Source organism: Massilia timonae CCUG 45783 (assembly GCF_000315425.1).
Classification (GTDB): Bacteria; Pseudomonadota; Gammaproteobacteria; order Burkholderiales; family Burkholderiaceae_D; genus Telluria; species Telluria timonae.
Genome location: NZ_JH992924.1, coordinates 846,388 through 871,584, shown reverse-complemented (window position 1 = coordinate 871,584; position 25,197 = coordinate 846,388). Strand labels below are relative to the sequence as shown.

Here is a 25,197-nt window from a genome sequence, read left to right as displayed (position 1 = left end):
ATTGTTCAGGGCCGCGGTGCAGGCGGGGTCACGCTGTCCGGCGTCGGCGCTGCGTTGCCGGTGCCGGCGGCGCTTTGCAGGGACTGGATGGTGATCTTGTTCAGCCATTTCTCGCGGCGCTGGCGGAACACGGTCGGGGTCAGCGCCAGGATGCCGAGGGCGGCGCCGGCCACGAAGAAGGCCAGCAGCATCAGCACCAGCGGGCCGCGCAATTCATATTGCAGGAAGAAATGCAGGTCGACTTCCTGGGTGTTCTTCAGGGCGAAGCCAAAGAAGAGGATGAACAGGACGATTCCGACGATGGTCGAGACGAATTTCATCAGCAGGTTCCGCTGGAGAATGGTGTGAGGGCGAAGTGTCGCATATTCGCCATGATATTTCAAAATGACACCGGGCGTGGGCTGGAAGCCAATCGCAGACCGGCGAAAAAAAACGGCATCCTCGCGGATGCCGTTTTTCGGGACTGCAGGGCGACTCAATCGTTGATGATCGGTTGCCCGACCATCGCATCCACCCGCTCGCGCAACTGCTTGCCCGGCTTGAAGTGCGGCACCCGTTTTTCGGGCACCATCACCTTGTCGCCGGACTTCGGATTGCGTCCGATGCGCGGGGGACGGCTGTTCAGCGAAAAGCTGCCGAAACCACGGATCTCGATGCGCTGCCCGGTCGCCAGGGCGTTGGTCATCGCATCGAGGATGGTCTTGACAGCGAATTCCGCATCCTTCGCCACCAGCTGGGAATAACGCTCAGCCAGACGGTTGATCAGCTCGGATTTGGTCATCGCAGCTCCTCAGGAAATTCCTGATTAGTTCTTATTGTCGAACTTGGCCTTCAGCAGTGCGCCCAGGCTAGTGGTGCCCGAAGCTGCGCTGTTGTCGTTCGCCAGTTTGCTCATCGCTTCCTGGGTGTCGGCGCTGTCTTTCGCCTTGATCGACAGCTGGATGCTGCGAGCCTTGCGATCGATGTTGATGACCAGGGCTTCGACCTTGTCGCCCACTTTCAGGTGGGTGCCAGCGTCTTCCACGCGGTCACGCGAGATTTCCGAAGCGCGCAGGTAGCCTTCGACTTCATCGCTCAGCGAGATCACGGCGCCTTTTGGCTCAACCGATTTCACGGTGCCGGTGACCAGCGAACCCTTGTCGTTCAGCGACGAGTAGGTGTTGAACGGGTCGCCTTCCAGCTGCTTCACGCCCAGCGAAACACGCTCGCGCTCGACGTCGATTGCCAGGACGACGGCTTCCAGCTCGTCACCCTTCTTGAAGCGACGCACGGCTTCTTCGCCGGCTTCGGTCCACGACAGGTCCGACAGGTGGACCAGGCCATCGATGTTGCCTGGCAGGCCGATGAAGACGCCGAAGTCGGTGATCGACTTGATCGAACCCTTGACCTTGTCGCCCTTCTTGTGGGTCATGCCGAAGTCGTCCCATGGGTTCGCCTTGCACTGCTTCATGCCCAGCGAGATACGGCGACGCTCTTCGTCGATTTCCAGGACCATGACTTCCACTTCGTCGCCCAGCTGGACAACCTTGTTTGGAGCCACGTTCTTGTTGGTCCAGTCCATTTCCGACACGTGGACCAGGCCTTCGATGCCTTGTTCCACTTCGACGAACGCGCCGTAGTCGGTCAGGTTGGTGACTTTACCGAACAGGCGGGTGCCTTGTGGGTAACGACGCGACAGACCGGTCCATGGATCGTCGCCCAGTTGCTTGACGCCCAGCGAAACGCGGTTCTTCTCTTGATCGTACTTGAGGACCTTAGCGGTGATCTCTTGGCCAACCGACAGAACTTCCGACGGGTGACGCACGCGACGCCATGCCAGGTCGGTGATGTGCAGCAGGCCGTCGATGCCGCCCAGGTCGACGAACGCACCGTAGTCGGTGATGTTCTTGACGACGCCGGTAACCACGGTGCCTTCTTTCAGGGTTTCCATCAGCTTCGCGCGCTCTTCGCCCATCGATGCTTCGATGACGGCGCGACGCGACAGCACGACGTTGTTACGCTTGCGGTCCAGCTTGATGACCTTGAATTCGAGGGTCTTGCCTTCGAATGGGGTGGTGTCCTTGACTGGACGGGTGTCAACCAGCGAACCCGGCAGGAAGGCGCGGATGCCGTTGGTCAGGACGGTCAGGCCGCCTTTGACTTTACCGTTGACGGTACCGGTGACGATTTCGCCCGATTCCATCGCTTTTTCCAGTGCCAGCCACGATGCCAGGCGCTTGGCCTTGTCGCGCGACAGGATGGTGTCGCCGAAGCCGTTTTCCAGCGACTCGATAGCCACGGAAACGAAATCGCCGATCTGAACTTCCAGTTCGCCCTGGTCGTTCTTGAATTCTTCAACTGGGATGAACGCTTCCGACTTCAGGCCGGCGTTGACGATCACGAAGTTGTGATCCAGGCGCACGACTTCAGCCGAAATGACTTCGCCCGAACGCATGTCTTGACGCGACAGCGATTCCTCGAAGAGGGCTGCGAAGCTTTCCATACCGGTATCTTGGGTTGCAGTAGACATAAAAGGAGTGTTATTTCATGTTAGCCAGCAGGCCGGCAATATGCGGACTGAACTGGGTTAGGGTTAAAACACGCCTGCAACATAAAAGCGCGTTGCAGACACCAAAGGACGGCGGCCTTCCGCCGACGACACCGCTGAACGGCGCCACCAGCCCAAAGACCGTCGTCCCCGCGAAGGCGGGGACCAAAGTTTGCTTGCCTACCACGGCGATGACTCGAGCCAACGGTATGCATCGAACTGTGATTCCCGCCTGCGCGGGAATGACGTTTTGACGCCAACAGCTTACGCCGAAAGCATCGAAACGCCATTCAAAGTCTTTAAAAAACTCTTCTTGATTACTTTTGCGCGTACCAAGCCAAGACCTGGTCCACTGCCTGATCCACACCCATTTCGGACGTGTCCAGCAGATGCGCATCGCTTGCCGGGGCCAGGGGAGCGACCGCGCGATTGGTGTCGCGCTCGTCTCTTGCCTGCAAATCTGCCAGGAGGTCGTTCATATTAGCAGAAAACCCTTTGTCAATCAATTGCTTATACCGGCGTTGCGCACGGGCCTCAACACTTGCGGTCAAGAACACCTTCAGCTTGGCGGTCGGGAAGATCACGGTCCCCATATCGCGCCCGTCGGCCACCAGGCCCGGCGTCTGGCGAAAGCCCAGTTGCAGCCCGAACAGCGCCTGGCGCACGGTCGGCAGCGCCGCGATCTTCGACGCCATATTGCCCACCTCCTCGGCCCGGATCGCGTGCGTCACTTCCTCTTGCGCCAGGTAGATATGCTCTCCCTGGAAGCGCGCCGGCAGGTGCTCGGCCAGCTTGGCGATCGCGTGCTCGTCGCGCAGCTCGACCTCGCGCCGCAGCGCCTGCAGCGCCGTCAGGCGGTACAGGGCGCCCGAATCGAGCAGGTGGAAGCTGAGGCGCTCGGCGACCCGGCTGGCGACCGTCCCCTTGCCGGATGCGGTGGGGCCGTCGATGGTGATGACTGGAACGTTCGAATTCGGCATGCGGATCCTGGCAATCGGTTAGAACAGCTCGTCGCGCGCGATGCCCGCGAACGCTTCGAAATAATCGGGGAAGGTCTTGGCGACGCACTTCGGATCGTTGATGCGCATCGCGTTGCCGCGGCGCGCCTTGCCATCCAGCGAAGCGAGCGAGAAGCACATCGCCATGCGGTGGTCGTCGTAGGTGTCGATCGTGGCCGGCTTCAGCTCTTCCGGCGGGGTGATGCGGATGTAGTCCGGCCCCTCCTCCACCTCGGCGCCGACCTTGCGCAGCTCGGTGGCCATGGCGGCCAGGCGGTCGGTTTCCTTCACGCGCCAGCTGGCGATATTGCGCAGGGTGCTCGGGCCGTCGGCATACAGCGCCGCCACCGCGATCGTCATCGCCGCGTCCGGAATGTGATTGAAGTCGGCGTCGATGGCTTTCAGCACGCCGTTCGAGCGCGCTTCGATCCAGTTGTCGCCGCGGGTGACGATGGCGCCCATCCTCTCGAGCGCGTCGGCGAAGCGCACATCGCCCTGGATGCTCTGTTCGCCCACACCCTCCACCCGCACCGGGCCGCCGGCGATCGCGCCGGCCGCCAGGAAATAGGATGCCGACGACGCGTCGCCCTCGACGTGGATCGTGCCGGGACTCTGGTAGCGCTGGCCGGGATGCACGGTGAACGAGGCCCAGCCGTTCTGCTCGACCTCGACGCCGAAGCGGCGCATCAGGTTCAGGGTGATCTCGATATACGGCTTCGAGATCAGCTCGCCGACGACGTCGATCGCCACCGGATGGGTCTTGGCCATCAGTGGCGCCGCCATCAGGAGCGCGGTCAGGAACTGGCTCGACACATTGCCGCGCACGGCGATGCGCTGCGGGTTGACGCGGCCGCGGCGGATGCGCAGCGGCGGAAAGCCCTGCTCTCCCGTGTACTCGATCTGGGCGCCGACCTCGTTCAGCGCGTCGACCAGGTCGCCGATCGGACGCTCGTGCATGCGCGACACGCCATGCAAGGTATAGTCGCCGCCGATCACGGCCAGCGCCGCCGTCAGCGGACGGATCGCGGTGCCGGCATTGCCCATGAACAGGTCGGCTTCATGGTTCGGCAGCTCGCCGCCATTGCCGTGCACGACTACGGTGCGCTCGTCGACTTCGTCCCACTGGATGCCCAGCGAGCGCAGCGCGCCCAGCATCACCATGGTGTCGTCCGAAGCCAGCAGGTCGTGGATCGTGGTCGTGCCCTCGGATAGCGCCGCCAGCAGCAGCGTGCGGTTCGAGATGGACTTCGAACCCGGCAGCCGCACCGTTCCCTGCGCATGAAGCACGGGCTCGAGGTCGATATGCTGCGGGTAGTGTTTTTGCTGCGTCATGTGTTTTCCTGATTGGGCGAACGCCGTTCCAGCGCGCCGGCTTCGATGGCCTCTTGCCATTCGCGGCGGGCGCGCTGGGCGGTCGCGTAGATTCCTTGCAAGCCGACGCCGTCCGCGGCCGCGAGCATGGCCCGCATCGACGTCAATTGTGCCAGATATGCATCCAGCTCGGTAAGCAGCGCGGCGCGGTTGGCCAGGCTGATGTCGCGCCACATCTCGGGCGACGATCCGGCGATGCGCGTGAAGTCGCGGAAACCGCTGGCGGCGTACTGGAACAGCAGATCCGCATGCGGCTTGGCGGCGATGTCGTCCACCAGCGCATAGGCCAGCAGGTGCGGCAGATGGCTGACGGCGGCGAACACGCGGTCATGGTCTTCCGGGCTGAGCGTATGGATCACGGCGCCGCAGGCGCGCCAGGCGCCAGCGACTTTTTCGACGTCCTGCTCAGCGTTCTCCGGCAGCGGCGTCAGCACGCACTTCTTGCCTTGATAGAGTCCGGCCAGCGCGGCGTCGGGACCGTTCGACTCGCTGCCCGCGATCGGGTGGCCCGGCACGAACTGGCGCACGCGATCCCCCAGCACCGCGCGCGCGGCCGCGACCACGTCGCACTTCGTGCTGCCGGCGTCGGTCACGACCGTCTGCGGCCCGAGGTGCGGCAGCAGCGCCGCCAGGATAGGACCCGTTTGCGCCACCGGCGCGGCCAGCAGCACCAGGTCGGCGCCGCGCAGCGCATCGGCATGGTCGTCGCATACGCGGTCGACGATGCCCAGTTCCAGCGCACGCGCCAGCGCTTCCGGGTGACGGCCGATGCCGACCACCTCGCCCACCTGTCCGGCGCGCTTGAGCGCCAGCGCGAACGAGCCGCCGATCAGGCCGACGCCGACGATAACGACTTTAGCGAGCATTCAGCTGAGGGATTTCTTGAGGGCTTCGATGAAGGCGGCATTCTCTTCCGGCAGGCCGATCGAGATGCGCAGCCACTGCGGCAGGCCGTAGGCGCCGACCGGACGCACGATCACGCCCTGCTTCAGGAGCGCCAGGTTCACGCGCGCGCCGGCGCCTTCGTCGTCGCCGACCTTCACCAGCACGAAGTTGCCGAACGACGGCACATACTCGAGCTTCAGCTCTTCGAAGGCGGCGACCATCTGCTTGTAGCCTTCGGCGTTGTTCTTCGCACCCTTTTCCAGGAAGACCTTGTCGTTCAGCGCGGCGACCGCGGCGGCCTGCGCCAGCGAGTTGACGTTGAACGGCTGGCGGATGCGGTTCATCAGGTCCGTCACTTCCGGCTGGGCGATGGCGAAGCCCACGCGCAGGCCGGCCAGGCCGTAGGCCTTGGAGAAGGTGCGCGAGACGATCAGGTTCGGATACTTGCGCACCCAGGCGCTCGACTCGAACTGGTGCTGCGGCGCCAGGTATTCGTTATACGCTTCGTCCAGCACCACGATCACGTTGCTTGGGACCTTCTGCAGGAAGGCTTCGACCTGTTCGGCCGGGATGAAGGTGCCGGTCGGGTTGTTCGGGTTGGCGACGTAGACCAGGCGCGTGTCCGCGTCGATGGCGGCGGCCATCGCATCCAGGTCGTGGCCGTAGTTCACGCTCGGCACCACGATGGCGCGTCCGCCCACGCCCTGCGTGGCCAGCGCGTACACGGCGAACGAGTACTGGGAATACACGACCGCTTCACCCTTCTGCACGAAGGCATGGGCGGCGATCTCCAGGATGTCGTTGCTGCCGTTGCCGAGGGTGATCCACTCGAGCGGCACGTCGTAGCGCTGCGACAGCGCGGTTTTCAGATCGAAGCCGTTGGCGTCCGGGTAGCGGCCCAGATCGGCGGCGGCTTCGAGCATCGCGGCGCGGCTCGATTCCGGCAGGCCGAACGGGTTCTCGTTGGAAGCCAGCTTGACGATGGTCGCTTCGTCGAGGCCGAACTCGCGGGCGACTTCGGCGATGGGTTTGCCGGCCTGGTAAGGGGCGATGGCGCGGACATAATCGGGACCGAACTGCGCAGGACCAAATTTCGACATGGGATTTCTCTCTGATTGTTAAAGGCTTTGCGGGTAGGACCCGAGCACCTTGAAGAAGGCGGCGTTGTCCTTGAGTTCCTCGAGCGCGCGCGCCACCGCGGCGTCGTGCACATGGCCCTCGATGTCGACGTAGAAGTAATACTCCCAGGTGCCGATGCGCGCCGGGCGCGATTCGAAACGGGTCATCGACACGCCATGCTTTTCGAGCGGCGCCAGCAGGTTGTAGACGGCGCCGGCCTTGTTCGGCACGGCCAGCACGATGCCGGTGCGGTCCTTGCCCGACGGCCCGGTCTGCAGCTGGCCGATCACCACGAAGCGGGTGCGATTGTGCGGGTCGTCCTGGATGTGAGCCTGCACGACGCCCAGCTGATACTGCTCGCCCGCCATCTCGCTGGCGATCGCGGCGACCGTCGGATCCTGGCTCGCCAGCACCGCCGCCTCGGCGTTCGAGGCCACGGCGCGGCGCTCGATGTGCGGATGGTGCAGGTTGAGCCAGACCTGGCACTGGGCCAGCGCCTGCGAATGCGCGCAGACGACCTTGACACCGTCCATCGAACCGGTCTTCGTCATCAGGCTGTGGTGCACGGCGATCGATACCTCGCCGCTGATGATGGTGGTGGTCCCCAGGAGCAGGTCGAGCGAACGGTTGATCGCGCCTTCGGACGAGTTCTCGACCGGGACCACGCCGAAGTCGGCGGTGCCGGCCTCGGTGGCGCGGAACACCTCGTCGATCGACACGCACGGCAGCGTCTCGATGGCGGTGCCGAACTGCTGGAACACGGCCTGCTCGCTGAAGGTGCCGCTCGGGCCGAGGTAGGCGACCGTCACGCGCTTCTCGAGCGCGCGGCAGGACGACATGATCTCGCGGAAGATGGTCTGCACGTCCTTGTCCTTGAGCGGGCCGGGATTGCGGTCGGCGACGCCGCGCAGCACTTGCGCTTCGCGCTCGGGACGGAACACCGGGGCGTTGGTTTCGGCCTTGACGTGGCCGACCTCTTGCGCGACCTTGCCGCGCTCGCTGAGCAGCGAGAGGATTTGCGCGTCGATCGCATCGATGCGTTCGCGCAGGGGTTTGAGTTTGTCTGTCATCGTTATGCTGTATGGTCGATTGGTTCGCCTGACCGGTGCTGCACGCCTGAAAGCCCCGGCATGCCGGGGCGGGTCTCAACGACCGGCGAACTCGTTCAAGTAATCGACGAGGGCCTGTACGCCCTCGATCGGCATCGCGTTGTAGATCGATGCCCGCATGCCGCCGACGGACTTGTGGCCCTTCAGTTGCAGCAGGCCGCGCGCTTGTGCGCCGGCCAGGAATGATTGGTTGAGCGCTTCATCGCGCAGGTAGAACGGCACGTTCATGCGCGAACGGAATTCCGGCGCCACGCGATTGGCGTAGAAATCGTCGCGGTCAAGCGCCTCGTACAACAGGCGCGCCTTCTCGACATTGCGCGCCTCCATCGCGGCCACGCCGCCATTGGCCTTGAGCCAGGCGAACACCAGCCCCGCGATATAGATCGAATAGGTCGGCGGCGTGTTGTACAGCGAATCGTGCTCGGCGCAGGTCTTCCAGTTGAAGGCCGACGGACACTGCGGCGACGCGTAGTCGAGCAGGTCGTCGCGCACGATCACCAGGGTCAGGCCGGCCGGGCCGATGTTCTTCTGGGCGCCGGCGAAGATCACGCCAAACTTGGAGATATCGATCTTGCGCGACAGGATGTGCGAAGACATGTCGGCGACGATCGGCACATTGGGATCGGTCGCCGGCGCGTCAGGGTATTCGACGCCGTCGATGGTCTCGTTGGTGCAGATGTGCAGGTAGGCCGCGTCCGGCGACAGTTTCCAGGCACCGCGCGCCGGCACGCGGGCAAAACCTTCGGCCTCGCTGGACGCCGCGACGTTCACGCGCGCATAGCGCGCCGCTTCCTTGATCGACTTGCCCGACCACGAACCGGTGTGGACGAAGTCGATCACCGGGTCCTGGCGGCGACCGGCCAGGTTGAGGGGAACGATGGCGTTCTGCCCCAGCCCCCCGCCCTGCTGGAACAGGATTTTATAGTTGGCCGGCACGTCCAGCAGCTCGCGCAGGTCATCGAGCGCCTGGCGGTGGATGCTGGAAAATTCTGGACCGCGATGGCTCATCTCCATCACCGACATGCCGCTGCCATGCCAGTCGAGCATCTCGCTCGCTGCCTGCTGCAGCACTTCTTTCGGAAGGACGGCGGGGCCGGCCGAGAAATTGAAGACGTGGGTCATGCGGTCCTTTCTACGATTTATTTGGCCTTGGCGTTCTGCATCACTTCCAGCATCAGGCCGTTCAGGCGCGGCGCGACGATCTTCTGGCCGATCGCCATGCTCTCGGCAGCCAGGCGCGGCGACAGGGCCAGCATCTTCTGGCCCAGCGGGGTGCGATAGAAGGCGCTCAGCTGTTTCAGCTCGGCCACCGAGTAGTGGCGGGCGTACAGCGGCCCGATCTCGGCCATCATCTCGTCGATCAGCGCCGGATCGCGGAACATGCGGTTGACCGCATCGGCGGCGCCGGGCAGGACCTGTTCGACCTTCTCCAGCGCGGCCTTCTTCTTCTCGTCGCTGGCGCTTGGATCGGCATTGATCACCGCCGTAACCTGGGCGCGCATCATCTGCGGCAGCGCCTTTTCCATCTCGGTGAACGAGGCGGCCATCATCTTGCGCACGTCCATCGCGTCCATCAATTCCTTGACGGCGGCGCGCTCCTGCTCGCTCGGGGCAGCGCTTTGCGCAAAGGCAAACGAAGGAGCGCCGGCAAAGGCGGCGGCGCAGGTCACGGCGAGCAGGATTTTTTTCATTGGCTTTCCAGGCGGGCGCTGGCGCCCATTGCATTGAACGAAGGGGGCAAGCGCACGCATACCGATGCGCAACGCTTGCCCCGGGACGCCATTACTCCGGCGCCGGTTCGAGCTCGACTTCTTCGAGGTCGGTCTCGACGATGCGCTGCAGGCCGGACAGCTTGGTGCCATCCTCGACCGCGATCAGGGTCACGCCCTGGGTCGCGCGGCCCATCTCGCGGATCTCGGACACGCGAGTGCGGATCAGCACGCCGCCGGTCGTGATCAGCATGATCTCGTCGCTTGGCTCGACCAGGGTCGCGGCCACCACCTTGCCGTTACGCTCGCTGGTCTGGATCGCGATCATGCCCTTGGTGCCGCGGCCGTGGCGGGTGTACTCCGTGATCGGGGTACGCTTGCCGAAGCCGTTCTCGGTGGCGGTGAGGACGGTCTGCTCTTCGCTCTCGGCCACCAGCAGCGCGATGACCTGCTGGCCTTCCTCGAGGTTCATGCCGCGCACGCCGCGCGCGGTGCGGCCCATCGGACGCACGTCGTTCTCGTCGAAGCGCACGGCCTTGCCGCCGTCGGAGAACAGCATCACGTCGTGCTTGCCGTCGGTGAGCGCGGCGCCGACCAGCACGTCGCCTTCATCGAGGTCGACCGCGATGATGCCGGCCTTGCGTGGATTGCTGAAGTCGCGCAGCGGCGTCTTCTTGACGGTGCCCAGCGAGGTCGACATGAAGACGTAGTGGTCTTCGGGGAAGGTGCGGTTCTCGCCCTGCAGCGGCAGCACGACGGTGATCTTCTCGTTGTCCTGCAGCGGGAACATGTTGACGATCGGCTTGCCGCGCGAATTACGCGAGCCTTGCGGCACTTCCCACACCTTGAGCCAGTACATGCGGCCACGGTTGCTGAAGCACAGCATGTAGTCGTGGGTATTGGCGATGAACAGCTGGTCGATCCAGTCTTCGTCCTTGGTCGCCGTCGCCTGCTTGCCGCGGCCGCCGCGCTTCTGGGCGCGGTATTCGGAGATCGGCTGCGCCTTCATGTAGCCGGCGTGCGACAGGGTCACCACCATGTCCTGCGGGGTGATCAGGTCTTCGGTCTCGAGGTCGCTGGCGTTGTGCTCGATGGTCGAACGGCGGGTGTCCTTGCCATTGTCGGCGTACTCGGCCTTGATGGCGGTCATCTCGTCGACGATGATCGTGGTGACGCGCTCCGGCTTGGCCAGGATGTCGAGCAGGTCGGCGATGTGGGCCATCACTTCCTTGTACTCGTTGACGATCTTGTCCTGCTCCAGGCCGGTCAGGCGCTGGAGGCGCATCTGCAGGATCTCTTGCGCCTGCTCGTCCGACAGCTTGTACAGGCCGTTCTGCTGCATGCCGTAGTGCTTCGGCAGGTGCTCCGGACGGAAGGCCGCGATGCCGCCCGACTCGCCCAGTTCGGTACGATTGAGCATCTCGCGCACCAGGGACGAATCCCAGGCGCGGTCCATCAGCTCGACCTTGGCGACCGGCGGGGTCGGCGCGGCCTTGATGATGGCGATGAAGTCGTCGATGTTCGCCAGCGCGACGGCCAGGCCTTCGAGCATGTGGCCGCGGTCGCGCGCCTTGCGCAGCTCGAACACGGTGCGGCGGGTGACCACTTCGCGGCGGTGCGACAGGAAGCACTCGAGCATCTGCTTGAGGTTCAGCAGCTTCGGCTGGCCATTGACCAGCGCCACCATATTCATGCCGAAGGTGTCTTGCAGCTGGGTCTGCTTGTACAGATTATTCAGCACGACTTCAGGCACTTCACCGCGCTTGAGTTCGATCACCACGCGCATGCCCGATTTGTCGGACTCGTCGCGGATGTCGGAAATGCCTTCGAGCTTCTTGTCGCGCACGTTCTCGGCGATGCGCTCGAGCAGCGATTTTTTATTTACCTGATACGGCAGCTCGTCGATGATGATCGCGGTGCGGCTGCCGTCGCGGCCCACTTCCTCGAAGTGGGTCTTGGCGCGCATCACCACGCGGCCACGGCCGGTGCGGTAACCGTCGCGCACGCCCGAGACGCCGTAGATGATGCCGGCGGTCGGGAAGTCCGGCGCCGGGATCAGCTCGATCAGCTCGTCGATGGTGCAGTCCGGATTGCGCAGCACATGCATCGCGCCGTTGATGACTTCGGACAGATTGTGCGGCGGAATATTGGTCGCCATGCCGACCGCGATGCCGGACGAACCGTTGATCAGCAGGTTCGGGATGCGGGTCGGCAAGACCGTCGGTTCCTTTTCCTTGCCGTCGTAGTTCGGCTGGAAGTCGACGGTGTCCTTGTCGATGTCGGCCAGGATCTCGCCCGAGATGCGGTCGAGGCGGCATTCGGTGTAACGCATCGCCGCAGCGCTGTCGCCGTCGATCGAGCCGAAGTTGCCCTGGCCGTCGACCAGGGTGTAGCGCAGCGAGAAGTCCTGGGCCATGCGGACCAGGGTGTCGTAGATCGACGAGTCGCCGTGCGGGTGGAATTTACCCATCGTGTCGCCGACGACGCGCGCGCACTTGAGGTAGGGACGGTTCCACACGTTGTTCATCTCGTGCATCGCGTAGAGCACACGGCGGTGCACCGGCTTCAGGCCGTCGCGTACGTCCGGCAGCGCACGGCCCACGATCACGCTCATGGCGTAATCTAGGTAGCTCTTGCGCATCTCTTCTTCGAGGGAAATCGGGACTGTTTCTTTTGCGAATTGATCCATTGGGCGGGTCGACTGCTTTCAGGCGATGGTTATAAGTTGCAACGGACGATTCTACCATGCGACAGATAGCAGTTGCTCAATTCCGACCGGCCCACTATGGATGCCAGAAATCAAGGGTCGACCGATGGAATGACCACGAAATTTCCAGCATTGTCGTCCCCGGCCGGGTACGCTTGTGGAAATGTTGCGGCAAAACAACGTCAAGCAATTAATGCTTGATGTTTGATTTGGGTGCAGTCGTGCGATTTTGGTGCATGTGGCAAAATGGACAGGAAGTCAATTGCTTGTTTCATAATACGAAACAGACGGAGCGGCCGCCGTGTTAATCTTATGACCACATGGAGCCTGTCTGAATCGCTACGGAATTAACCGAAAGGAAAAGAATATGAAGAAACTGATCACTGTTCTGCTCGCAGCGTCGGCCGCGATTGCGGGCGTCGCCTCCGCCCAAAGCGCCCCACCCTACGCGCCGCTGACCACCGACATTCAGGCTCGCACCCCATACAGCGCCTATGTGCAGGACTCCCGCGGCGTGATCGCGCGCAATCCTTTCGGCCTGTGCTGGCGCACCGGCTACTGGACCCCGGCCGACGCGGTCCCGGGCTGCGATGCGCCACTGTGCGTCGAGCCAGAGAAACTCGAAAACGGCAAGTGCGTCGCTCCGCCGCCACCGGCAGCGCCGGCACCGGCTCCAGCGCCTGCGCCAGTCGTGGCCGCGCCAGTGCCGACCTCGGAAAAAGTCAGCTACTCGGCCGACGCCTTCTTCGACTTCGACAAGGCGATCCTGAAGCCGGCCGGCAAGGCTTCGCTGGATGAGCTGAGCGCCAAGCTGGGCGACATGAACCTGGAAGTCATCATCGCCGTCGGCCACACCGACTCGATCGGCACCGATGCCTACAACCAGAAGCTGTCGATCCGCCGCGCCGAAGCCGTCAAGGCCTACCTGAAAGGCAAAGGCATCGAAGAAACCCGCATCTACACCGAAGGCAAGGGCGAAAGCCAGCCGAAAGCGGACAACAAGACCGCCGAAGGCCGCGCCCAGAACCGTCGCGTGGAAATCGAAGTCGTCGGTACCCGTACCGTCAACAAGTAATCCAGGCCGAGCGCCATCGAAACCCCGCTGCGGCGGGGTTTTTTCATTGGTAAGCCGTTCCCCCGCATCAAATCCGCTATTATTCGAGCCATGACGACGACAAACGCAGACCCATTAGAAATCCAGAAGTTCAGCGAACTGGCCCACCGCTGGTGGGACCCGACCTCGGAATTCCGACCGCTGCACGAAATCAACCCCTTGCGCCTCGAGTGGATCAATGCGCGCGCGCCACTTAGCGGCAAGAACGTGATCGACATCGGTTGCGGCGGCGGCGTGCTGTCCGAATCGATGGCGCGCAAGGGCGCCAAGGTGACGGGCATCGACCTGTCCAAGAAGGCGCTCAAGGTGGCCGACCTGCACAGCCTGGAATCGGGCGTCGAGGTGCGCTACAAGCACATCGCGGCCGAAGAGATGGCCGAGCAGGAAGCCGGCCAGTTCGACGTCGTCACCTGCATGGAAATGCTGGAGCACGTGCCTGACCCGGCCTCGATCGTGCGCGCCGCCGCCAAGCTGGTGAAACCGGGCGGCCACGTGTTCTTCTCGACCCTGAACCGCAACCCCAAGTCTTACCTGTTCGCCGTGATCGGCGCCGAGTACGTGCTGCGCATGCTGCCGCGCGGCACCCACGACTACGGCAAGTTCATCACGCCGGCCGAGCTGGCGCAGTTCATACGCCAGGCCGGCCTGCAGGTCGACGGCCTGAAGGGCCTGACCTACAACCCGCTGACCAAGATCTACTCGCTGAACAACGACACCGATGTGAACTACATGGTGGCGTGCAGCAAACCGCTCTGAACGACATGACCTTTCCCACCGTGATGCCGGCACCGCGTGCCATCCTGTTCGACCTCGACGGCACGCTGGCCGACACGGCGCCCGACCTCGCCGCGGCCGTCAACTGGCTGCGCACCGAACGTGGCCTGGACCCGACCCCATACGAGGCGCTGCGTCCGACCGCCTCGGCCGGCGCGCGCGGCATGATCGGCGCCGCCTTCGGCCTGGCGCCGGGCGACGACGGCTACGAGGAATTGCGCCTGGCCTGGTTCGAGCGCTACCAGTCGGCGATGTCGCTGCACACGACGCTGTTCGACGGCATTCCCGAGCTGCTGGACGGTATTTCGGACGCCGGCATGGCCTGGGGCATCGTCACCAACAAACCGTCGCGCTTCACCGATCCGCTGGTGCCGCAGATCGCACTGGCGCACGCCGGCTGCATCGTCTCGGGCGACACCACGGGCTTCGCCAAACCCCACCCCGCCCCGCTGCTGGAAGGCGCGCGCCGCCTCGGCCTTGCACCAGAACAGTGCTGGTACGTGGGCGACGACCTGCGCGACATCGAGGCCGGACGCGCGGCCGGCATGGTCACCGTCGCCTGCGCCTGGGGCTATTGCGGCGCGATCGAACCATCGACCTGGGGCGCGGACTACCTGCTCGACACGCCGGCCGAGCTGCTGGCGCTGCTGGGGCAAGTCTCCGAAGCGGCGCGACAGGCCGAGCACGCGGCCTGATCTCTGACATTCGTCCGTTACGGCGCCCCTCGCGGCGCCGTTTTTCATTTCTGCCCTGTGCTTACATCTATTTACGATTGATACAGGGGCATGTCTATCTCTCGGTCCGGCTCGCCAGTAATCTACGTCCATACGAACACGCCATACCTTATGGAGCAGATCATGGAAAATACGACCACCAACCGCATTCACCCACTGATGGCCGCTGCCGCCGCGTCGGTCATTATCGTGAGCCTGACCGGCGCCGCCGCGATCACCGGTCTGCTGCCTACCTCGAACAGCGCGCCCGAGCCAAGCCTGCCGCTGGCAGCGGCCTCGCCGTATGCCATGCCGCAAGCGGGCATGCAGGCGCCGGTGAACGGCTATGCCGCCCAGCCTGGCCAGATGGCGCCGGTGGCGGCGGCCGGCCAGCAGATGGTCCCGGCAATGGTGCCGGCAATGGTCCCGGCCCAGCAGGTGGCGTATGCCCAGCCGGCAGTCCAACCGCAACCGCAGCCGACCGTGATCGTCAAGGAAAAGCCGGTGGTGAAAGTGGTCGAGAAGACCCGGGTGGTGCACGCCGCGCCGCAGCCGGCGCGCTATGAAGAACCGCGCTACTCGCAGCCGGCCCCGGCCCCGGCCCAGCAGCCGAACTATGTCGGCATCGGCACCGGCGCCGTGATCGGTGGCCTGATCGGCAACCAGATCGGCGGCGGCAACGGCAAGAAGCTGGCGACTGTCGCCGGCGTGATCGGCGGCGGCATCATCGGCAACGAAATCGCCAACCGCAACGGCCGCTAAGCAAGCGCTAACTAACTCTCTCTCCCTTGGCCGCGGACCTTCAGTCTGCGGCCTTTTTTTTGAACACGCCGACGATGATGTCACTCGGGAACATGCGCAAGACGGGAATCGCGCACATGATCGCGACATATTGCAGGTAGAGCGATACGGTCGGCACATTGCCGGCGCAGCGCAGGCGCTCCAATAAGCCCTTCGCGCGCAGCGCCGGCAGCTCGGCCGCCTCGGCCAGCTCGAAGCCCTGCCCCACGACCAGCTGCTGCAGATTGCGCGGATTGAAGTAGTGAACGTGCGGCGACGGCAGGTCTTTCTGCCACAGGCGCTCGAACGGCCCGCGCCAGCCCAGGCGCGCGATCAGCTTCGACAACCGGTAGAAGAAGCCGCGGCTGTTGGGCAGGTTGAGGATCAGGATACCGCCGTCGTGCAGGCGCGCGTGGCAGGCGGCCAGCGCGCTGCGGATGTCGGGAATGTGTTCGATCACGTCGTTGAACACGATGACGTCGAAGCGTTCGCCGTCCTTGAGCACATCCGGAAAGTAGCCGGAGCGTACCGGCAAGCCGCGCGCGGCGGCGCGGGCGCCGACCACCGCATCCGGCTCCACGCCCAGCACGTCGAACTGTTCGCGCGCCGTCTCGAGAAACCAACCGTGGGCGCTGCCGACGTCGAGCAGGCGCGGCCGGCTGACGCTCACGTGCTGCCGGGCCCAGGCGACGATGGTGCGGAAGTTCTCGAGGCGCAGCGCCTTGAGGCCAGCCTCACGCTCGACTTCGTCAACGGCGGGACCGGTATGCGCATTGATGACGACGCTCAGGGCGGCGCTTTCATAGTTGCAAGCCGGGCAGGTCGCATGCCATCCGGCCAGGCCAGCCACCTTGGTGTTGCCACAAACGATACACGTCATGTCGAACCTCGTCAGCATCTCGAATCCCTTTAGCATATTGCAATTAAGCTATGCATTGTAGGTTTTTTATGGTGACAGACTTTAAGCAGGCGCTAAGGAACGGCGCTGTACATCCTCAGCGCTTGGAGTACAATAGAGGTTCTTGACGTTGGGGGCGACCTGGTTTCGACGTGGGTTGCAAAGCAGCGCAGGGCATACCGAGGACTGGTTACCTCGTAAATACATCCAGAAATCAATAACTGCAAACGATAACTCGTACGCACAAGCAGCTTAATTGCTGCTAGCTCTACAACACCTCGCCTCTGGGGTGAGTCGCAAGACTGGTAGAGTCATTTACAGAGGCTAGGAATCAACCGGGTTACTTGGTTGCTTCCGAAATTTAAGGTAACTCGCTTGTACAAAGGGTGCACATCCCCGTTGTGCAGGTCAAATCAAATGATAGTGCTAAGTATGTAGAACTGTCTGTAGAGTGCTTGCGGACGCGGGTTCGATTCCCGCCGCCTCCACCAACCTCTTTCCAAAAGCCGCTGATTCGTCAGCGGCTTTTCCTTTTCTGGCGACAGTTTCGGTCGCGGGTTCGAGCCGAATATCACATCACTCTTCGTCAACTTTCATACTATAGTCGCTGCGGAATATTGTACCTTTTGAAATTCTGATCGAACGTGCCCGCGCCGTCGTTTTCGTTAAGCCACAGTGAACTGCTCAGTTCACAGAGCAGAAATAATACTACCGACGCAATTTAGTTGATCGCCCTCAGCCAAGATACCTTCCACCCGCTTGTAGGGCCACTTTGCTACATAAAGAAGCGATCTAGCGACAGAGCAAGAGACTCGATCTGATCGCCGGGATCAGCTTGATGAATTCGGGCGACCGACGTGAGCCGAGTTGCCATGCGAATCAGGCCATTCGCTTTAGGCGAAGAAGTCGGCGATTCAAGTAGTACGGGACAGTACGCCGGCGGCACGCCTATCGGGCGAACACGCCAAGGCTGAACTGATTTAGATCGCTATCCATTTATATCGAGAGATTCTTGCCAGTACTTTCGTAGCTCTCATACTGAAGGAGAGGCCAGTTAGATCCGACACAGCCGCGATCGCACTTCTCACCAAGATCACCGGCAAAAGGAAGACAGGGAAACCTATCGGCAATATCATCACCTATTTAGTCAATAACTGCCCCGCATAAACATGTTTACGATCTCTAAGTGGACTATCAGCTCCAGAGCTTCTAAGGCACGTGTGAAGGTTTTTATCAAGAACTGATGATAGTTCGGACCGAAAAATTAATATTTTTATCTGCAGGAAATTAACATATAAAAAAGCCCCCCAATGCCCTTCGGGAAGGGGGGCAAATCTTATTTCGCGTGCGAATGATTACCGTTACCAAAGTAATGAACGATTGCAGCGCCTGCGAAGCCAACAACTGCTCCACCAGCCGTCCAAAGAGCATAGGCGACGAGGGGGCCAACCGCGCCGCCAACTTGATCTATCTCAGCTTCGGTTAGCAGTGCAACACTGCCCTTATTAGTCGAATCAATAGCGATCATTACACCACCTCCTAATTAATGATTGAAACGGTTAAATTGCGATGCCACAGAAGTAAAATCTACCCAATACCCAACCCGAGTAGACGGCCAAGAAAAAGAGTGCTGGGCCAGCCATTGCACCAAATGGAAGCTCTTTTTTCATTTCCCTCTCCATCTAAGTCGTGGCGTAATTTATCGACTCATTGATCACAGAAAAGTGCACGACCAAACTGCCAGCCGGCCGCAACCCCTGCAGTTCCGCCAGCAGCATAAAAAGCCCACAAAGGAATCATAAGAAGGCCGCCACTGACCTCATCAATCTCAAACACATTCATTTCTTGCATGATATTTTCCTTTAAAATTTAATAGGACGGCCGTTAGAAACACATATTCATGTAAGTCGGCACTCATCAGCATCCGAAACTCTGGAGTAAAAATAAGTACATGTGACATTACTATGAACAGCTTAGACGGCAGAGACAGTATTGCAAAACGTAAATGTGACTGTCAACAGAATATTTACGAAAGAGAAGTTTTTTTGCTTAAGAGCAAATTTCAGAAAATATTTCTATATCTACATCTCTTCTTTGACTTCAGCTCGTTTTGTTGCCGCTTTACTAAGTAAGCGCAATACATGCGCCTCTTCTGCCTCGTGAAGCATTCTTCCCGAATATGACGTCGGCACGAGATCGTTATATTTTCTTTATTGATAAATCTGTATGCTTTTCCTCGTGACTGCACACATTGTTGATATGCGTCTACAGTTGTTGATGACGCCGATACATTCCTATATTCCCCTCCTCCATACAATAAGTTTGCTGATGGATTTCCCAGAAGCATCTTGAGAGGAGCTACTTTGCACAATACCGTTCTCCCCACGGATGAAAAAGGAAAAACACAGGCTACGCAGTCATCCGATCCCATACGTAAGTCATTATTTCGCCAACAAGCCATTGAACATGTAACAGTTCACGCGTGCGGCAGAGTAATCCTAACCCGTCACATCAGTCATATAATCTAAAGTGGACCCATCAGTCAAGACACTCAGCCGGCTAGTTTAAGCTGTGTCCATTTCCACTTCAGCAGCTGCCCGGCGCTGCCCCGTTCCGCCGTTTTTCTCCGGCTCTTGGTCCGCGTCGCCGAACTTGTCGACGATCAACGCACCTCCTCCAACACCGGCACGGTAGACATGATCTGGCGTCTCGTAGCCCAGCGCCTGGTGTGGACGCTCGGCGTTGTAAAACGCGAAGTACTGTGCCAGGCCGACTGTCAGCTCGGCCATGTTGGCGTAGCCCTTCAGGTACACGTCCTCGTACTTCACGTTGCGCCACAGGCGCTCGACGAAGATGTTGTCCAGCGCCCGTCCTCGCCCATCCATGCTGATGGCCACGCCTTCGCGCTTGAGCACGCTGGTAAAGGCGTCACTGGTGAACTGCGAGCCCTGGTCGCTGTTGAATACCTCGGGCTTGCCGTGGTGGCGCAATGCCTCCTCCAGACAGTCCACGCAGAACGACGCGTCCATGCTGTTGCTGATGCGCCAGGCCAGCACACGACGCGAGTACCAATCGATGACCGCCACCAGGTAGGCAAAGCCGCGCGCCAGCCGAATGTACGTCAGGTCCGTACTCCACACCTGGTTCGGCCGCGTGACCGCCACCCCGCGCAGCAGATAGGGATAGACCTTGTGCTGCGGGTGCGGCTTGCTCGTGGACGGCCCCGGCGCCATGCCCGCCAAGCCCATTTCCCGCATCAGGCGCTGCACGCGCTTGCGGTTGACGCGGTGCTCTCGGCCTCGCAGGAAGACCGCCATGCGCCGGCTGCCGTAGAACGGGCGGCTGGTGTACTCCTCGTCGATCAGGGCGCGCAGCTGGCCGTCCTCCTCCTCGATGCATTCCTGTCGGGCCGCCGCCTCCAGCCGCCGATACACGGTCGAACGCGGCACGCCGGCCAGCTCGCACTGCATCGTCAGCGGTATCTTGTCCTCGCGCTCGATCCACCGTGCCCGCTCGGCCGGACTCATTCCCCAAGCTTTTTTTTGAGCCAATCCACCTGCATCTTCAGCTTGCCGATCTCGCTGTACAGCTTGTCCTCCGGGCTGCTTTCGTCCACCGGCTTCGGCCCGCGCTTGACGTCGAACAGGGCGCCGGCGTTCTCCAGGATCTCCTTCTTCCACTGGCCCACCAGTACTGGATGCACGCCGAATTCCTGCGCAATCTCCGTCACCGTCTTCACCCCACGCACCGCTTCCAACCCAACCTTGGCCTTGAACTCGGCGCTGTGCACCCTGCGTTTTTTACCTTCACTCATTCGCTGTCATCCTTTCGCGGACGACAGCTTAAACCACCGTCTCAGATTCGGGGTCCACTATAATCCTCACCAGCGTGTTCGTGACCCTGACGCTGCTGCTCATTATATTTTTCGCCACGTTTGAAACTATCCGTAAGGTGCCGATTCAGGGGATGCTAATGCCGACTGCCGGAGTAACGCGCGTTTTTTCCAGCCAAGCCGGCGTCATCAAGGAGGTTCATGTTAAGGACGGACAGCTCGTGCGCGAAGGTGAGATCCTATTCGTCGTTTCCAGTGAACGCAGCACCTCCAATCTACGCTCTACGGAAGACCTGATTTCCGAATTGCTGGCGCGCCGCCGCGACAATTTTCATACCGAGCTCCTGCAAGCCCGAACGCAGTTCAAGTATCGACGCTCGGCCTTGAGACAACGTGCGTTTGATCTACGCGGTGAAATCAAAGGCCTCGACAGACAGGCCTTTATGCAAAAGCAGCGCGTTACCTTGTCAGAGCAAAATTTCGCACGCTTCGTACAATTAAAAGCTACAAACTACATTTCAGCAGCGCAACTGCAGGAACGGGAAGCCGAGTTGCTCGATCAGCGGCAACGCCAGCTTGAGATCGAGCGCATTCGATCCACGATTCAGCGCGAATTGGCTAGTACCCAGGCAGAGGAGCAGGACATTGCACTAAAGTGGACCCATCAGTCAAGACACTCAGCCGGCTAGTTTAAGCTGTGTCCATTTCCACTTCAGCAGCTGCCCGGCGCTGCCCCGTTCCGCCGTTTTTCTCCGGCTCTTGGTCCGCGTCGCCGAACTTGTCGACGATCAACGCACCTCCTCCAACACCGGCACGGTAGACATGATCTGGCGTCTCGTAGCCCAGCGCCTGGTGTGGACGCTCGGCGTTGTAAAACGCGAAGTACTGTGCCAGGCCGACTGTCAGCTCGGCCATGTTGGCGTAGCCCTTCAGGTACACGTCCTCGTACTTCACGTTGCGCCACAGGCGCTCGACGAAGATGTTGTCCAGCGCCCGTCCTCGCCCATCCATGCTGATGGCCACGCCTTCGCGCTTGAGCACGCTGGTAAAGGCGTCACTGGTGAACTGCGAGCCCTGGTCGCTGTTGAATACCTCGGGCTTGCCGTGGTGGCGCAATGCCTCCTCCAGACAGTCCACGCAGAACGACGCGTCCATGCTGTTGCTGATGCGCCAGGCCAGCACACGACGCGAGTACCAATCGATGACCGCCACCAGGTAGGCAAAGCCGCGCGCCAGCCGAATGTACGTCAGGTCCGTACTCCACACCTGGTTCGGCCGCGTGACCGCCACCCCGCGCAGCAGATAGGGATAGACCTTGTGCTGCGGGTGCGGCTTGCTCGTGGACGGCCCCGGCGCCATGCCCGCCAAGCCCATTTCCCGCATCAGGCGCTGCACGCGCTTGCGGTTGACGCGGTGCTCTCGGCCTCGCAGGAAGACCGCCATGCGCCGGCTGCCGTAGAACGGGCGGCTGGTGTACTCCTCGTCGATCAGGGCGCGCAGCTGGCCGTCCTCCTCCTCGATGCATTCCTGTCGGGCCGCCGCCTCCAGCCGCCGATACACGGTCGAACGCGGCACGCCGGCCAGCTCGCACTGCATCGTCAGCGGTATCTTGTCCTCGCGCTCGATCCACCGTGCCCGCTCGGCCGGACTCATTCCCCAAGCTTTTTTTTGAGCCAATCCACCTGCATCTTCAGCTTGCCGATCTCGCTGTACAGCTTGTCCTCCGGGCTGCTTTCGTCCACCGGCTTCGGCCCGCGCTTGACGTCGAACAGGGCGCCGGCGTTCTCCAGGATCTCCTTCTTCCACTGGCCCACCAGTACTGGATGCACGCCGAATTCCTGCGCAATCTCCGTCACCGTCTTCACCCCACGCACCGCTTCCAACCCAACCTTGGCCTTGAACTCGGCGCTGTGCACCCTGCGTTTTTTACCTTCACTCATTCGCTGTCATCCTTTCGCGGACGACAGCTTAAACCACCGTCTCAGATTCGGGGTCCACTATAATCCTCACCAGCGTGTTCGTGACCCTGACGCTGCTGCTCATTATATTTTTCGCCACGTTTGAAACTATCCGTAAGGTGCCGATTCAGGGGATGCTAATGCCGACTGCCGGAGTAACGCGCGTTTTTTCCAGCCAAGCCGGCGTCATCAAGGAGGTTCATGTTAAGGACGGACAGCTCGTGCGCGAAGGTGAGATCCTATTCGTCGTTTCCAGTGAACGCAGCACCTCCAATCTACGCTCTACGGAAGACCTGATTTCCGAATTGCTGGCGCGCCGCCGCGACAATTTTCATACCGAGCTCCTGCAAGCCCGAACGCAGTTCAAGTATCGACGCTCGGCCTTGAGACAACGTGCGTTTGATCTACGCGGTGAAATCAAAGGCCTCGACAGACAGGCCTTTATGCAAAAGCAGCGCGTTACCTTGTCAGAGCAAAATTTCGCACGCTTCGTACAATTAAAAGCTACAAACTACATTTCAGCAGCGCAACTGCAGGAACGGGAAGCCGAGTTGCTCGATCAGCGGCAACGCCAGCTTGAGATCGAGCGCATTCGATCCACGATTCAGCGCGAATTGGCTAGTACCCAGGCAGAGGAGCAGGACATTGCACTAAAGTGGACCCATCAGTCAAGACACTCAGCCGGCTAGTTTAAGCTGTGTCCATTTCCACTTCAGCAGCTGCCCGGCGCTGCCCCGTTCCGCCGTTTTTCTCCGGCTCTTGGTCCGCGTCGCCGAACTTGTCGACGATCAACGCACCTCCTCCAACACCGGCACGGTAGACATGATCTGGCGTCTCGTAGCCCAGCGCCTGGTGTGGACGCTCGGCGTTGTAAAACGCGAAGTACTGTGCCAGGCCGACTGTCAGCTCGGCCATGTTGGCGTAGCCCTTCAGGTACACGTCCTCGTACTTCACGTTGCGCCACAGGCGCTCGACGAAGATGTTGTCCAGCGCCCGTCCTCGCCCATCCATGCTGATGGCCACGCCTTCGCGCTTGAGCACGCTGGTAAAGGCGTCACTGGTGAACTGCGAGCCCTGGTCGCTGTTGAATACCTCGGGCTTGCCGTGGTGGCGCAATGCCTCCTCCAGACAGTCCACGCAGAACGACGCGTCCATGCTGTTGCTGATGCGCCAGGCCAGCACACGACGCGAGTACCAATCGATGACCGCCACCAGGTAGGCAAAGCCGCGCGCCAGCCGAATGTACGTCAGGTCCGTACTCCACACCTGGTTCGGCCGCGTGACCGCCACCCCGCGCAGCAGATAGGGATAGACCTTGTGCTGCGGGTGCGGCTTGCTCGTGGACGGCCCCGGCGCCATGCCCGCCAAGCCCATTTCCCGCATCAGGCGCTGCACGCGCTTGCGGTTGACGCGGTGCTCTCGGCCTCGCAGGAAGACCGCCATGCGCCGGCTGCCGTAGAACGGGCGGCTGGTGTACTCCTCGTCGATCAGGGCGCGCAGCTGGCCGTCCTCCTCCTCGATGCATTCCTGTCGGGCCGCCGCCTCCAGCCGCCGATACACGGTCGAACGCGGCACGCCGGCCAGCTCGCACTGCATCGTCAGCGGTATCTTGTCCTCGCGCTCGATCCACCGTGCCCGCTCGGCCGGACTCATTCCCCAAGCTTTTTTTTGAGCCAATCCACCTGCATCTTCAGCTTGCCGATCTCGCTGTACAGCTTGTCCTCCGGGCTGCTTTCGTCCACCGGCTTCGGCCCGCGCTTGACGTCGAACAGGGCGCCGGCGTTCTCCAGGATCTCCTTCTTCCACTGGCCCACCAGTACTGGATGCACGCCGAATTCCTGCGCAATCTCCGTCACCGTCTTCACCCCACGCACCGCTTCCAACCCAACCTTGGCCTTGAACTCGGCGCTGTGCACCCTGCGTTTTTTACCTTCACTCATTCGCTGTCATCCTTTCGCGGACGACAGCTTAAACCACCGTCTCAGATTCGGGGTCCACTATAATCCTCACCAGCGTGTTCGTGACCCTGACGCTGCTGCTCATTATATTTTTCGCCACGTTTGAAACTATCCGTAAGGTGCCGATTCAGGGGATGCTAATGCCGACTGCCGGAGTAACGCGCGTTTTTTCCAGCCAAGCCGGCGTCATCAAGGAGGTTCATGTTAAGGACGGACAGCTCGTGCGCGAAGGTGAGATCCTATTCGTCGTTTCCAGTGAACGCAGCACCTCCAATCTACGCTCTACGGAAGACCTGATTTCCGAATTGCTGGCGCGCCGCCGCGACAATTTTCATACCGAGCTCCTGCAAGCCCGAACGCAGTTCAAGTATCGACGCTCGGCCTTGAGACAACGTGCGTTTGATCTACGCGGTGAAATCAAAGGCCTCGACAGACAGGCCTTTATGCAAAAGCAGCGCGTTACCTTGTCAGAGCAAAATTTCGCACGCTTCGTACAATTAAAAGCTACAAACTACATTTCAGCAGCGCAACTGCAGGAACGGGAAGCCGAGTTGCTCGATCAGCGGCAACGCCAGCTTGAGATCGAGCGCATTCGATCCACGATTCAGCGCGAATTGGCTAGTACCCAGGCAGAGGAGCAGGACATTGCACTAAAGTGGACCCATCAGTCAAGACACTCAGCCGGCTAGTTTAAGCTGTGTCCATTTCCACTTCAGCAGCTGCCCGGCGCTGCCCCGTTCCGCCG

The 25,197-nt window shown here is 61.3% G+C and carries 24 protein-coding genes and 1 other RNA gene; 8 read left to right on the top strand and 17 right to left on the bottom strand.

Annotation, left to right across the window (positions count from 1 at the left end; all coding sequences use genetic code 11):
- Window positions 1-5 precede the first annotated feature (5 nt).
- The 11 genes from HMPREF9710_RS19020 to gyrA all read right to left on the bottom strand — a co-directional run bounded on the left by HMPREF9710_RS19020 (window position 6) and on the right by gyrA (window position 12,407).
- Entirely contained in the window at window positions 6-320 is a 315-nt protein-coding gene (locus HMPREF9710_RS19020; protein ID WP_005668998.1) for a LapA family protein, read from the bottom strand.
- A gap of 155 nt (window positions 321-475) precedes the next feature.
- Window positions 476-781, bottom strand: a complete 306-nt coding sequence (locus HMPREF9710_RS19015) for an integration host factor subunit beta (RefSeq protein ID WP_005668997.1) — start codon at window positions 779-781, stop codon at window positions 476-478.
- A gap of 24 nt (window positions 782-805) precedes the next feature.
- Window positions 806-2,509 (bottom strand): 30S ribosomal protein S1, encoded by a 1,704-nt coding sequence (rpsA, locus tag HMPREF9710_RS19010; RefSeq protein ID WP_081589962.1) that lies wholly within the window; start codon window positions 2,507-2,509, stop codon window positions 806-808.
- 335 nt (window positions 2,510-2,844) lie between these two features.
- Window positions 2,845-3,507: a (d)CMP kinase gene (gene cmk / locus HMPREF9710_RS19005; protein ID WP_005668991.1), complete on the bottom strand. Its 663-nt coding sequence runs from the start codon at window positions 3,505-3,507 to the stop codon at window positions 2,845-2,847.
- Window positions 3,508-3,525: 18 nt separating this feature from the next.
- Entirely contained in the window at window positions 3,526-4,857 is a 1,332-nt protein-coding gene (aroA, locus tag HMPREF9710_RS19000; RefSeq protein ID WP_005668989.1) for a 3-phosphoshikimate 1-carboxyvinyltransferase, read from the bottom strand.
- Window positions 4,854-5,762, bottom strand: coding sequence for a prephenate dehydrogenase (locus HMPREF9710_RS18995; protein WP_005668987.1), 909 nt, complete (start codon window positions 5,760-5,762; stop codon window positions 4,854-4,856). Before HMPREF9710_RS18995 ends, aroA begins: the two co-directional genes overlap by 4 nt.
- Window positions 5,763-6,881, bottom strand: coding sequence for a histidinol-phosphate transaminase (hisC, locus tag HMPREF9710_RS18990; protein WP_005668985.1), 1,119 nt, complete (start codon window positions 6,879-6,881; stop codon window positions 5,763-5,765).
- Window positions 6,882-6,899: 18 nt separating this feature from the next.
- Window positions 6,900-7,970 carry a prephenate dehydratase gene (gene pheA / locus HMPREF9710_RS18985; protein ID WP_005668982.1) on the bottom strand — a complete coding sequence of 357 codons (1,071 nt, stop codon included), beginning with the start codon at window positions 7,968-7,970 and terminating at the stop codon, window positions 6,900-6,902.
- Between the two features lie 75 nt (window positions 7,971-8,045).
- Entirely contained in the window at window positions 8,046-9,131 is a 1,086-nt protein-coding gene (gene serC, locus HMPREF9710_RS18980; RefSeq protein WP_005668981.1) for a 3-phosphoserine/phosphohydroxythreonine transaminase, read from the bottom strand.
- Between the two features lie 17 nt (window positions 9,132-9,148).
- Window positions 9,149-9,700, bottom strand: coding sequence for a DUF2059 domain-containing protein (locus HMPREF9710_RS18975; RefSeq protein WP_005668979.1), 552 nt, complete (start codon window positions 9,698-9,700; stop codon window positions 9,149-9,151).
- A 91-nt stretch (window positions 9,701-9,791) separates the two neighbouring features.
- Window positions 9,792-12,407 carry a DNA gyrase subunit A gene (gene gyrA / locus HMPREF9710_RS18970; RefSeq protein WP_005668977.1) on the bottom strand — a complete coding sequence of 872 codons (2,616 nt, stop codon included), beginning with the start codon at window positions 12,405-12,407 and terminating at the stop codon, window positions 9,792-9,794.
- A gap of 385 nt (window positions 12,408-12,792) precedes the next feature.
- On the opposite strand from gyrA, the gene ompA reads away from it, so the two are divergent.
- From ompA to HMPREF9710_RS28850, 4 genes are all read left to right on the top strand, one after another.
- Window positions 12,793-13,500, top strand: a complete 708-nt coding sequence (ompA, locus tag HMPREF9710_RS18965) for an outer membrane protein OmpA (protein ID WP_005668975.1) — start codon at window positions 12,793-12,795, stop codon at window positions 13,498-13,500.
- Between the two features lie 90 nt (window positions 13,501-13,590).
- Window positions 13,591-14,295: a bifunctional 2-polyprenyl-6-hydroxyphenol methylase/3-demethylubiquinol 3-O-methyltransferase UbiG gene (ubiG, locus tag HMPREF9710_RS18960; RefSeq protein ID WP_005668974.1), complete on the top strand. Its 705-nt coding sequence runs from the start codon at window positions 13,591-13,593 to the stop codon at window positions 14,293-14,295.
- A 5-nt stretch (window positions 14,296-14,300) separates the two neighbouring features.
- Window positions 14,301-15,008 carry an HAD family hydrolase gene (locus HMPREF9710_RS18955; RefSeq protein ID WP_005668972.1) on the top strand — a complete coding sequence of 236 codons (708 nt, stop codon included), beginning with the start codon at window positions 14,301-14,303 and terminating at the stop codon, window positions 15,006-15,008.
- Window positions 15,009-15,170: 162 nt separating this feature from the next.
- Window positions 15,171-15,788 (top strand): glycine zipper 2TM domain-containing protein, encoded by a 618-nt coding sequence (locus tag HMPREF9710_RS28850; protein ID WP_005668969.1) that lies wholly within the window; start codon window positions 15,171-15,173, stop codon window positions 15,786-15,788.
- 40 nt (window positions 15,789-15,828) lie between these two features.
- Here HMPREF9710_RS28850 and HMPREF9710_RS18945 read toward each other — a convergent pair whose 3' ends face one another.
- Complete coding sequence (locus tag HMPREF9710_RS18945) at window positions 15,829-16,686, bottom strand: class I SAM-dependent methyltransferase (protein WP_040777478.1); 858 nt, start codon at window positions 16,684-16,686, stop codon at window positions 15,829-15,831.
- Between the two features lie 150 nt (window positions 16,687-16,836).
- Between HMPREF9710_RS18945 and ssrA the strand changes: the two genes are divergently transcribed.
- Window positions 16,837-17,195: a transfer-messenger RNA gene (ssrA, locus tag HMPREF9710_RS27305) on the top strand.
- An 845-nt stretch (window positions 17,196-18,040) separates the two neighbouring features.
- On the opposite strand, the gene HMPREF9710_RS28015 is transcribed toward ssrA, so the two are convergent.
- The 3 genes from HMPREF9710_RS28015 to HMPREF9710_RS18940 form a co-directional block, all read right to left on the bottom strand.
- Window positions 18,041-18,232, bottom strand: coding sequence for a hypothetical protein (locus HMPREF9710_RS28015; RefSeq protein ID WP_157225643.1), 192 nt, complete (start codon window positions 18,230-18,232; stop codon window positions 18,041-18,043).
- A 179-nt stretch (window positions 18,233-18,411) separates the two neighbouring features.
- Window positions 18,412-18,555 carry a hypothetical protein gene (locus tag HMPREF9710_RS28010; protein WP_157225642.1) on the bottom strand — a complete coding sequence of 48 codons (144 nt, stop codon included), beginning with the start codon at window positions 18,553-18,555 and terminating at the stop codon, window positions 18,412-18,414.
- Between the two features lie 713 nt (window positions 18,556-19,268).
- Window positions 19,269-20,518, bottom strand: a protein-coding gene (locus HMPREF9710_RS18940) for an IS3 family transposase (protein ID WP_229409725.1) whose coding sequence is annotated in 2 segments (ribosomal slippage) — window positions 19,269-20,233 and window positions 20,233-20,518 — 1,251 coding nt in all. Because the reading frame shifts where the segments join, the coding sequence is not laid out codon by codon here.
- Between the two features lie 80 nt (window positions 20,519-20,598).
- Between HMPREF9710_RS18940 and HMPREF9710_RS18930 the strand changes: the two genes are divergently transcribed.
- Window positions 20,599-21,225: an HlyD family secretion protein gene (locus HMPREF9710_RS18930; RefSeq protein WP_157225641.1), complete on the top strand. Its 627-nt coding sequence runs from the start codon at window positions 20,599-20,601 to the stop codon at window positions 21,223-21,225.
- A 1-nt stretch (window position 21,226) separates the two neighbouring features.
- Here the strand turns inward: HMPREF9710_RS18930 and HMPREF9710_RS18925 are convergent.
- A protein-coding gene (locus tag HMPREF9710_RS18925; RefSeq protein WP_229409725.1) for an IS3 family transposase occupies window positions 21,227-22,476 on the bottom strand; the annotation gives its coding sequence in 2 pieces (ribosomal slippage) (window positions 21,227-22,191 and window positions 22,191-22,476; 1,251 coding nt in all).
- An 80-nt stretch (window positions 22,477-22,556) separates the two neighbouring features.
- Here HMPREF9710_RS18925 and HMPREF9710_RS18915 point away from each other — a divergent pair.
- A complete protein-coding gene (locus tag HMPREF9710_RS18915) occupies window positions 22,557-23,183 on the top strand; it encodes an HlyD family secretion protein (protein WP_157225641.1) in 627 nt (208 codons plus the stop codon).
- 1 nt (window position 23,184) lies between these two features.
- Here the strand turns inward: HMPREF9710_RS18915 and HMPREF9710_RS18910 are convergent.
- Window positions 23,185-24,434, bottom strand: a protein-coding gene (locus HMPREF9710_RS18910) for an IS3 family transposase (protein WP_229409725.1) whose coding sequence is annotated in 2 segments (ribosomal slippage) — window positions 23,185-24,149 and window positions 24,149-24,434 — 1,251 coding nt in all. Because the reading frame shifts where the segments join, the coding sequence is not laid out codon by codon here.
- A gap of 80 nt (window positions 24,435-24,514) precedes the next feature.
- Here HMPREF9710_RS18910 and HMPREF9710_RS18900 point away from each other — a divergent pair.
- On the top strand, window positions 24,515-25,141 hold the full coding sequence (locus HMPREF9710_RS18900; RefSeq protein WP_157225641.1) for an HlyD family secretion protein: 627 nt from the start codon (window positions 24,515-24,517) through the stop codon (window positions 25,139-25,141).
- The last annotated feature ends 56 nt before the right edge of the window (window positions 25,142-25,197 follow it).

Excerpts from the sequence above, each read along its gene's own strand:
- HMPREF9710_RS19020 (WP_005668998.1), bottom strand. The coding sequence starts at position 320 with ATGAAATTCGTCTCGACCATCGTCGGAATCGTCCTGTTCATCCTCTTC.
- HMPREF9710_RS19015 (WP_005668997.1), bottom strand. The coding sequence starts at position 781 with ATGACCAAATCCGAGCTGATCAACCGTCTGGCTGAGCGTTATTCCCAG.
- rpsA (WP_081589962.1), bottom strand. The coding sequence starts at position 2,509 with ATGTCTACTGCAACCCAAGATACCGGTATGGAAAGCTTCGCAGCCCTC.
- cmk (WP_005668991.1), bottom strand. The coding sequence starts at position 3,507 with ATGCCGAATTCGAACGTTCCAGTCATCACCATCGACGGCCCCACCGCA.
- aroA (WP_005668989.1), bottom strand. The coding sequence starts at position 4,857 with ATGACGCAGCAAAAACACTACCCGCAGCATATCGACCTCGAGCCCGTG.
- HMPREF9710_RS18995 (WP_005668987.1), bottom strand. The coding sequence starts at position 5,762 with ATGCTCGCTAAAGTCGTTATCGTCGGCGTCGGCCTGATCGGCGGCTCG.
- hisC (WP_005668985.1), bottom strand. The coding sequence starts at position 6,881 with ATGTCGAAATTTGGTCCTGCGCAGTTCGGTCCCGATTATGTCCGCGCC.
- pheA (WP_005668982.1), bottom strand. The coding sequence starts at position 7,970 with ATGACAGACAAACTCAAACCCCTGCGCGAACGCATCGATGCGATCGAC.
- serC (WP_005668981.1), bottom strand. The coding sequence starts at position 9,131 with ATGACCCACGTCTTCAATTTCTCGGCCGGCCCCGCCGTCCTTCCGAAA.
- HMPREF9710_RS18975 (WP_005668979.1), bottom strand. The coding sequence starts at position 9,700 with ATGAAAAAAATCCTGCTCGCCGTGACCTGCGCCGCCGCCTTTGCCGGC.
- gyrA (WP_005668977.1), bottom strand. The coding sequence starts at position 12,407 with ATGGATCAATTCGCAAAAGAAACAGTCCCGATTTCCCTCGAAGAAGAG.
- ompA (WP_005668975.1), top strand. The coding sequence starts at position 12,793 with ATGAAGAAACTGATCACTGTTCTGCTCGCAGCGTCGGCCGCGATTGCG.
- ubiG (WP_005668974.1), top strand. The coding sequence starts at position 13,591 with ATGACGACGACAAACGCAGACCCATTAGAAATCCAGAAGTTCAGCGAA.
- HMPREF9710_RS18955 (WP_005668972.1), top strand. The coding sequence starts at position 14,301 with ATGACCTTTCCCACCGTGATGCCGGCACCGCGTGCCATCCTGTTCGAC.
- HMPREF9710_RS28850 (WP_005668969.1), top strand. The coding sequence starts at position 15,171 with ATGGAAAATACGACCACCAACCGCATTCACCCACTGATGGCCGCTGCC.
- HMPREF9710_RS18945 (WP_040777478.1), bottom strand. The coding sequence starts at position 16,686 with ATGACGTGTATCGTTTGTGGCAACACCAAGGTGGCTGGCCTGGCCGGA.
- HMPREF9710_RS28015 (WP_157225643.1), bottom strand. The coding sequence starts at position 18,232 with ATGATCGCTATTGATTCGACTAATAAGGGCAGTGTTGCACTGCTAACC.
- HMPREF9710_RS28010 (WP_157225642.1), bottom strand. The coding sequence starts at position 18,555 with ATGCAAGAAATGAATGTGTTTGAGATTGATGAGGTCAGTGGCGGCCTT.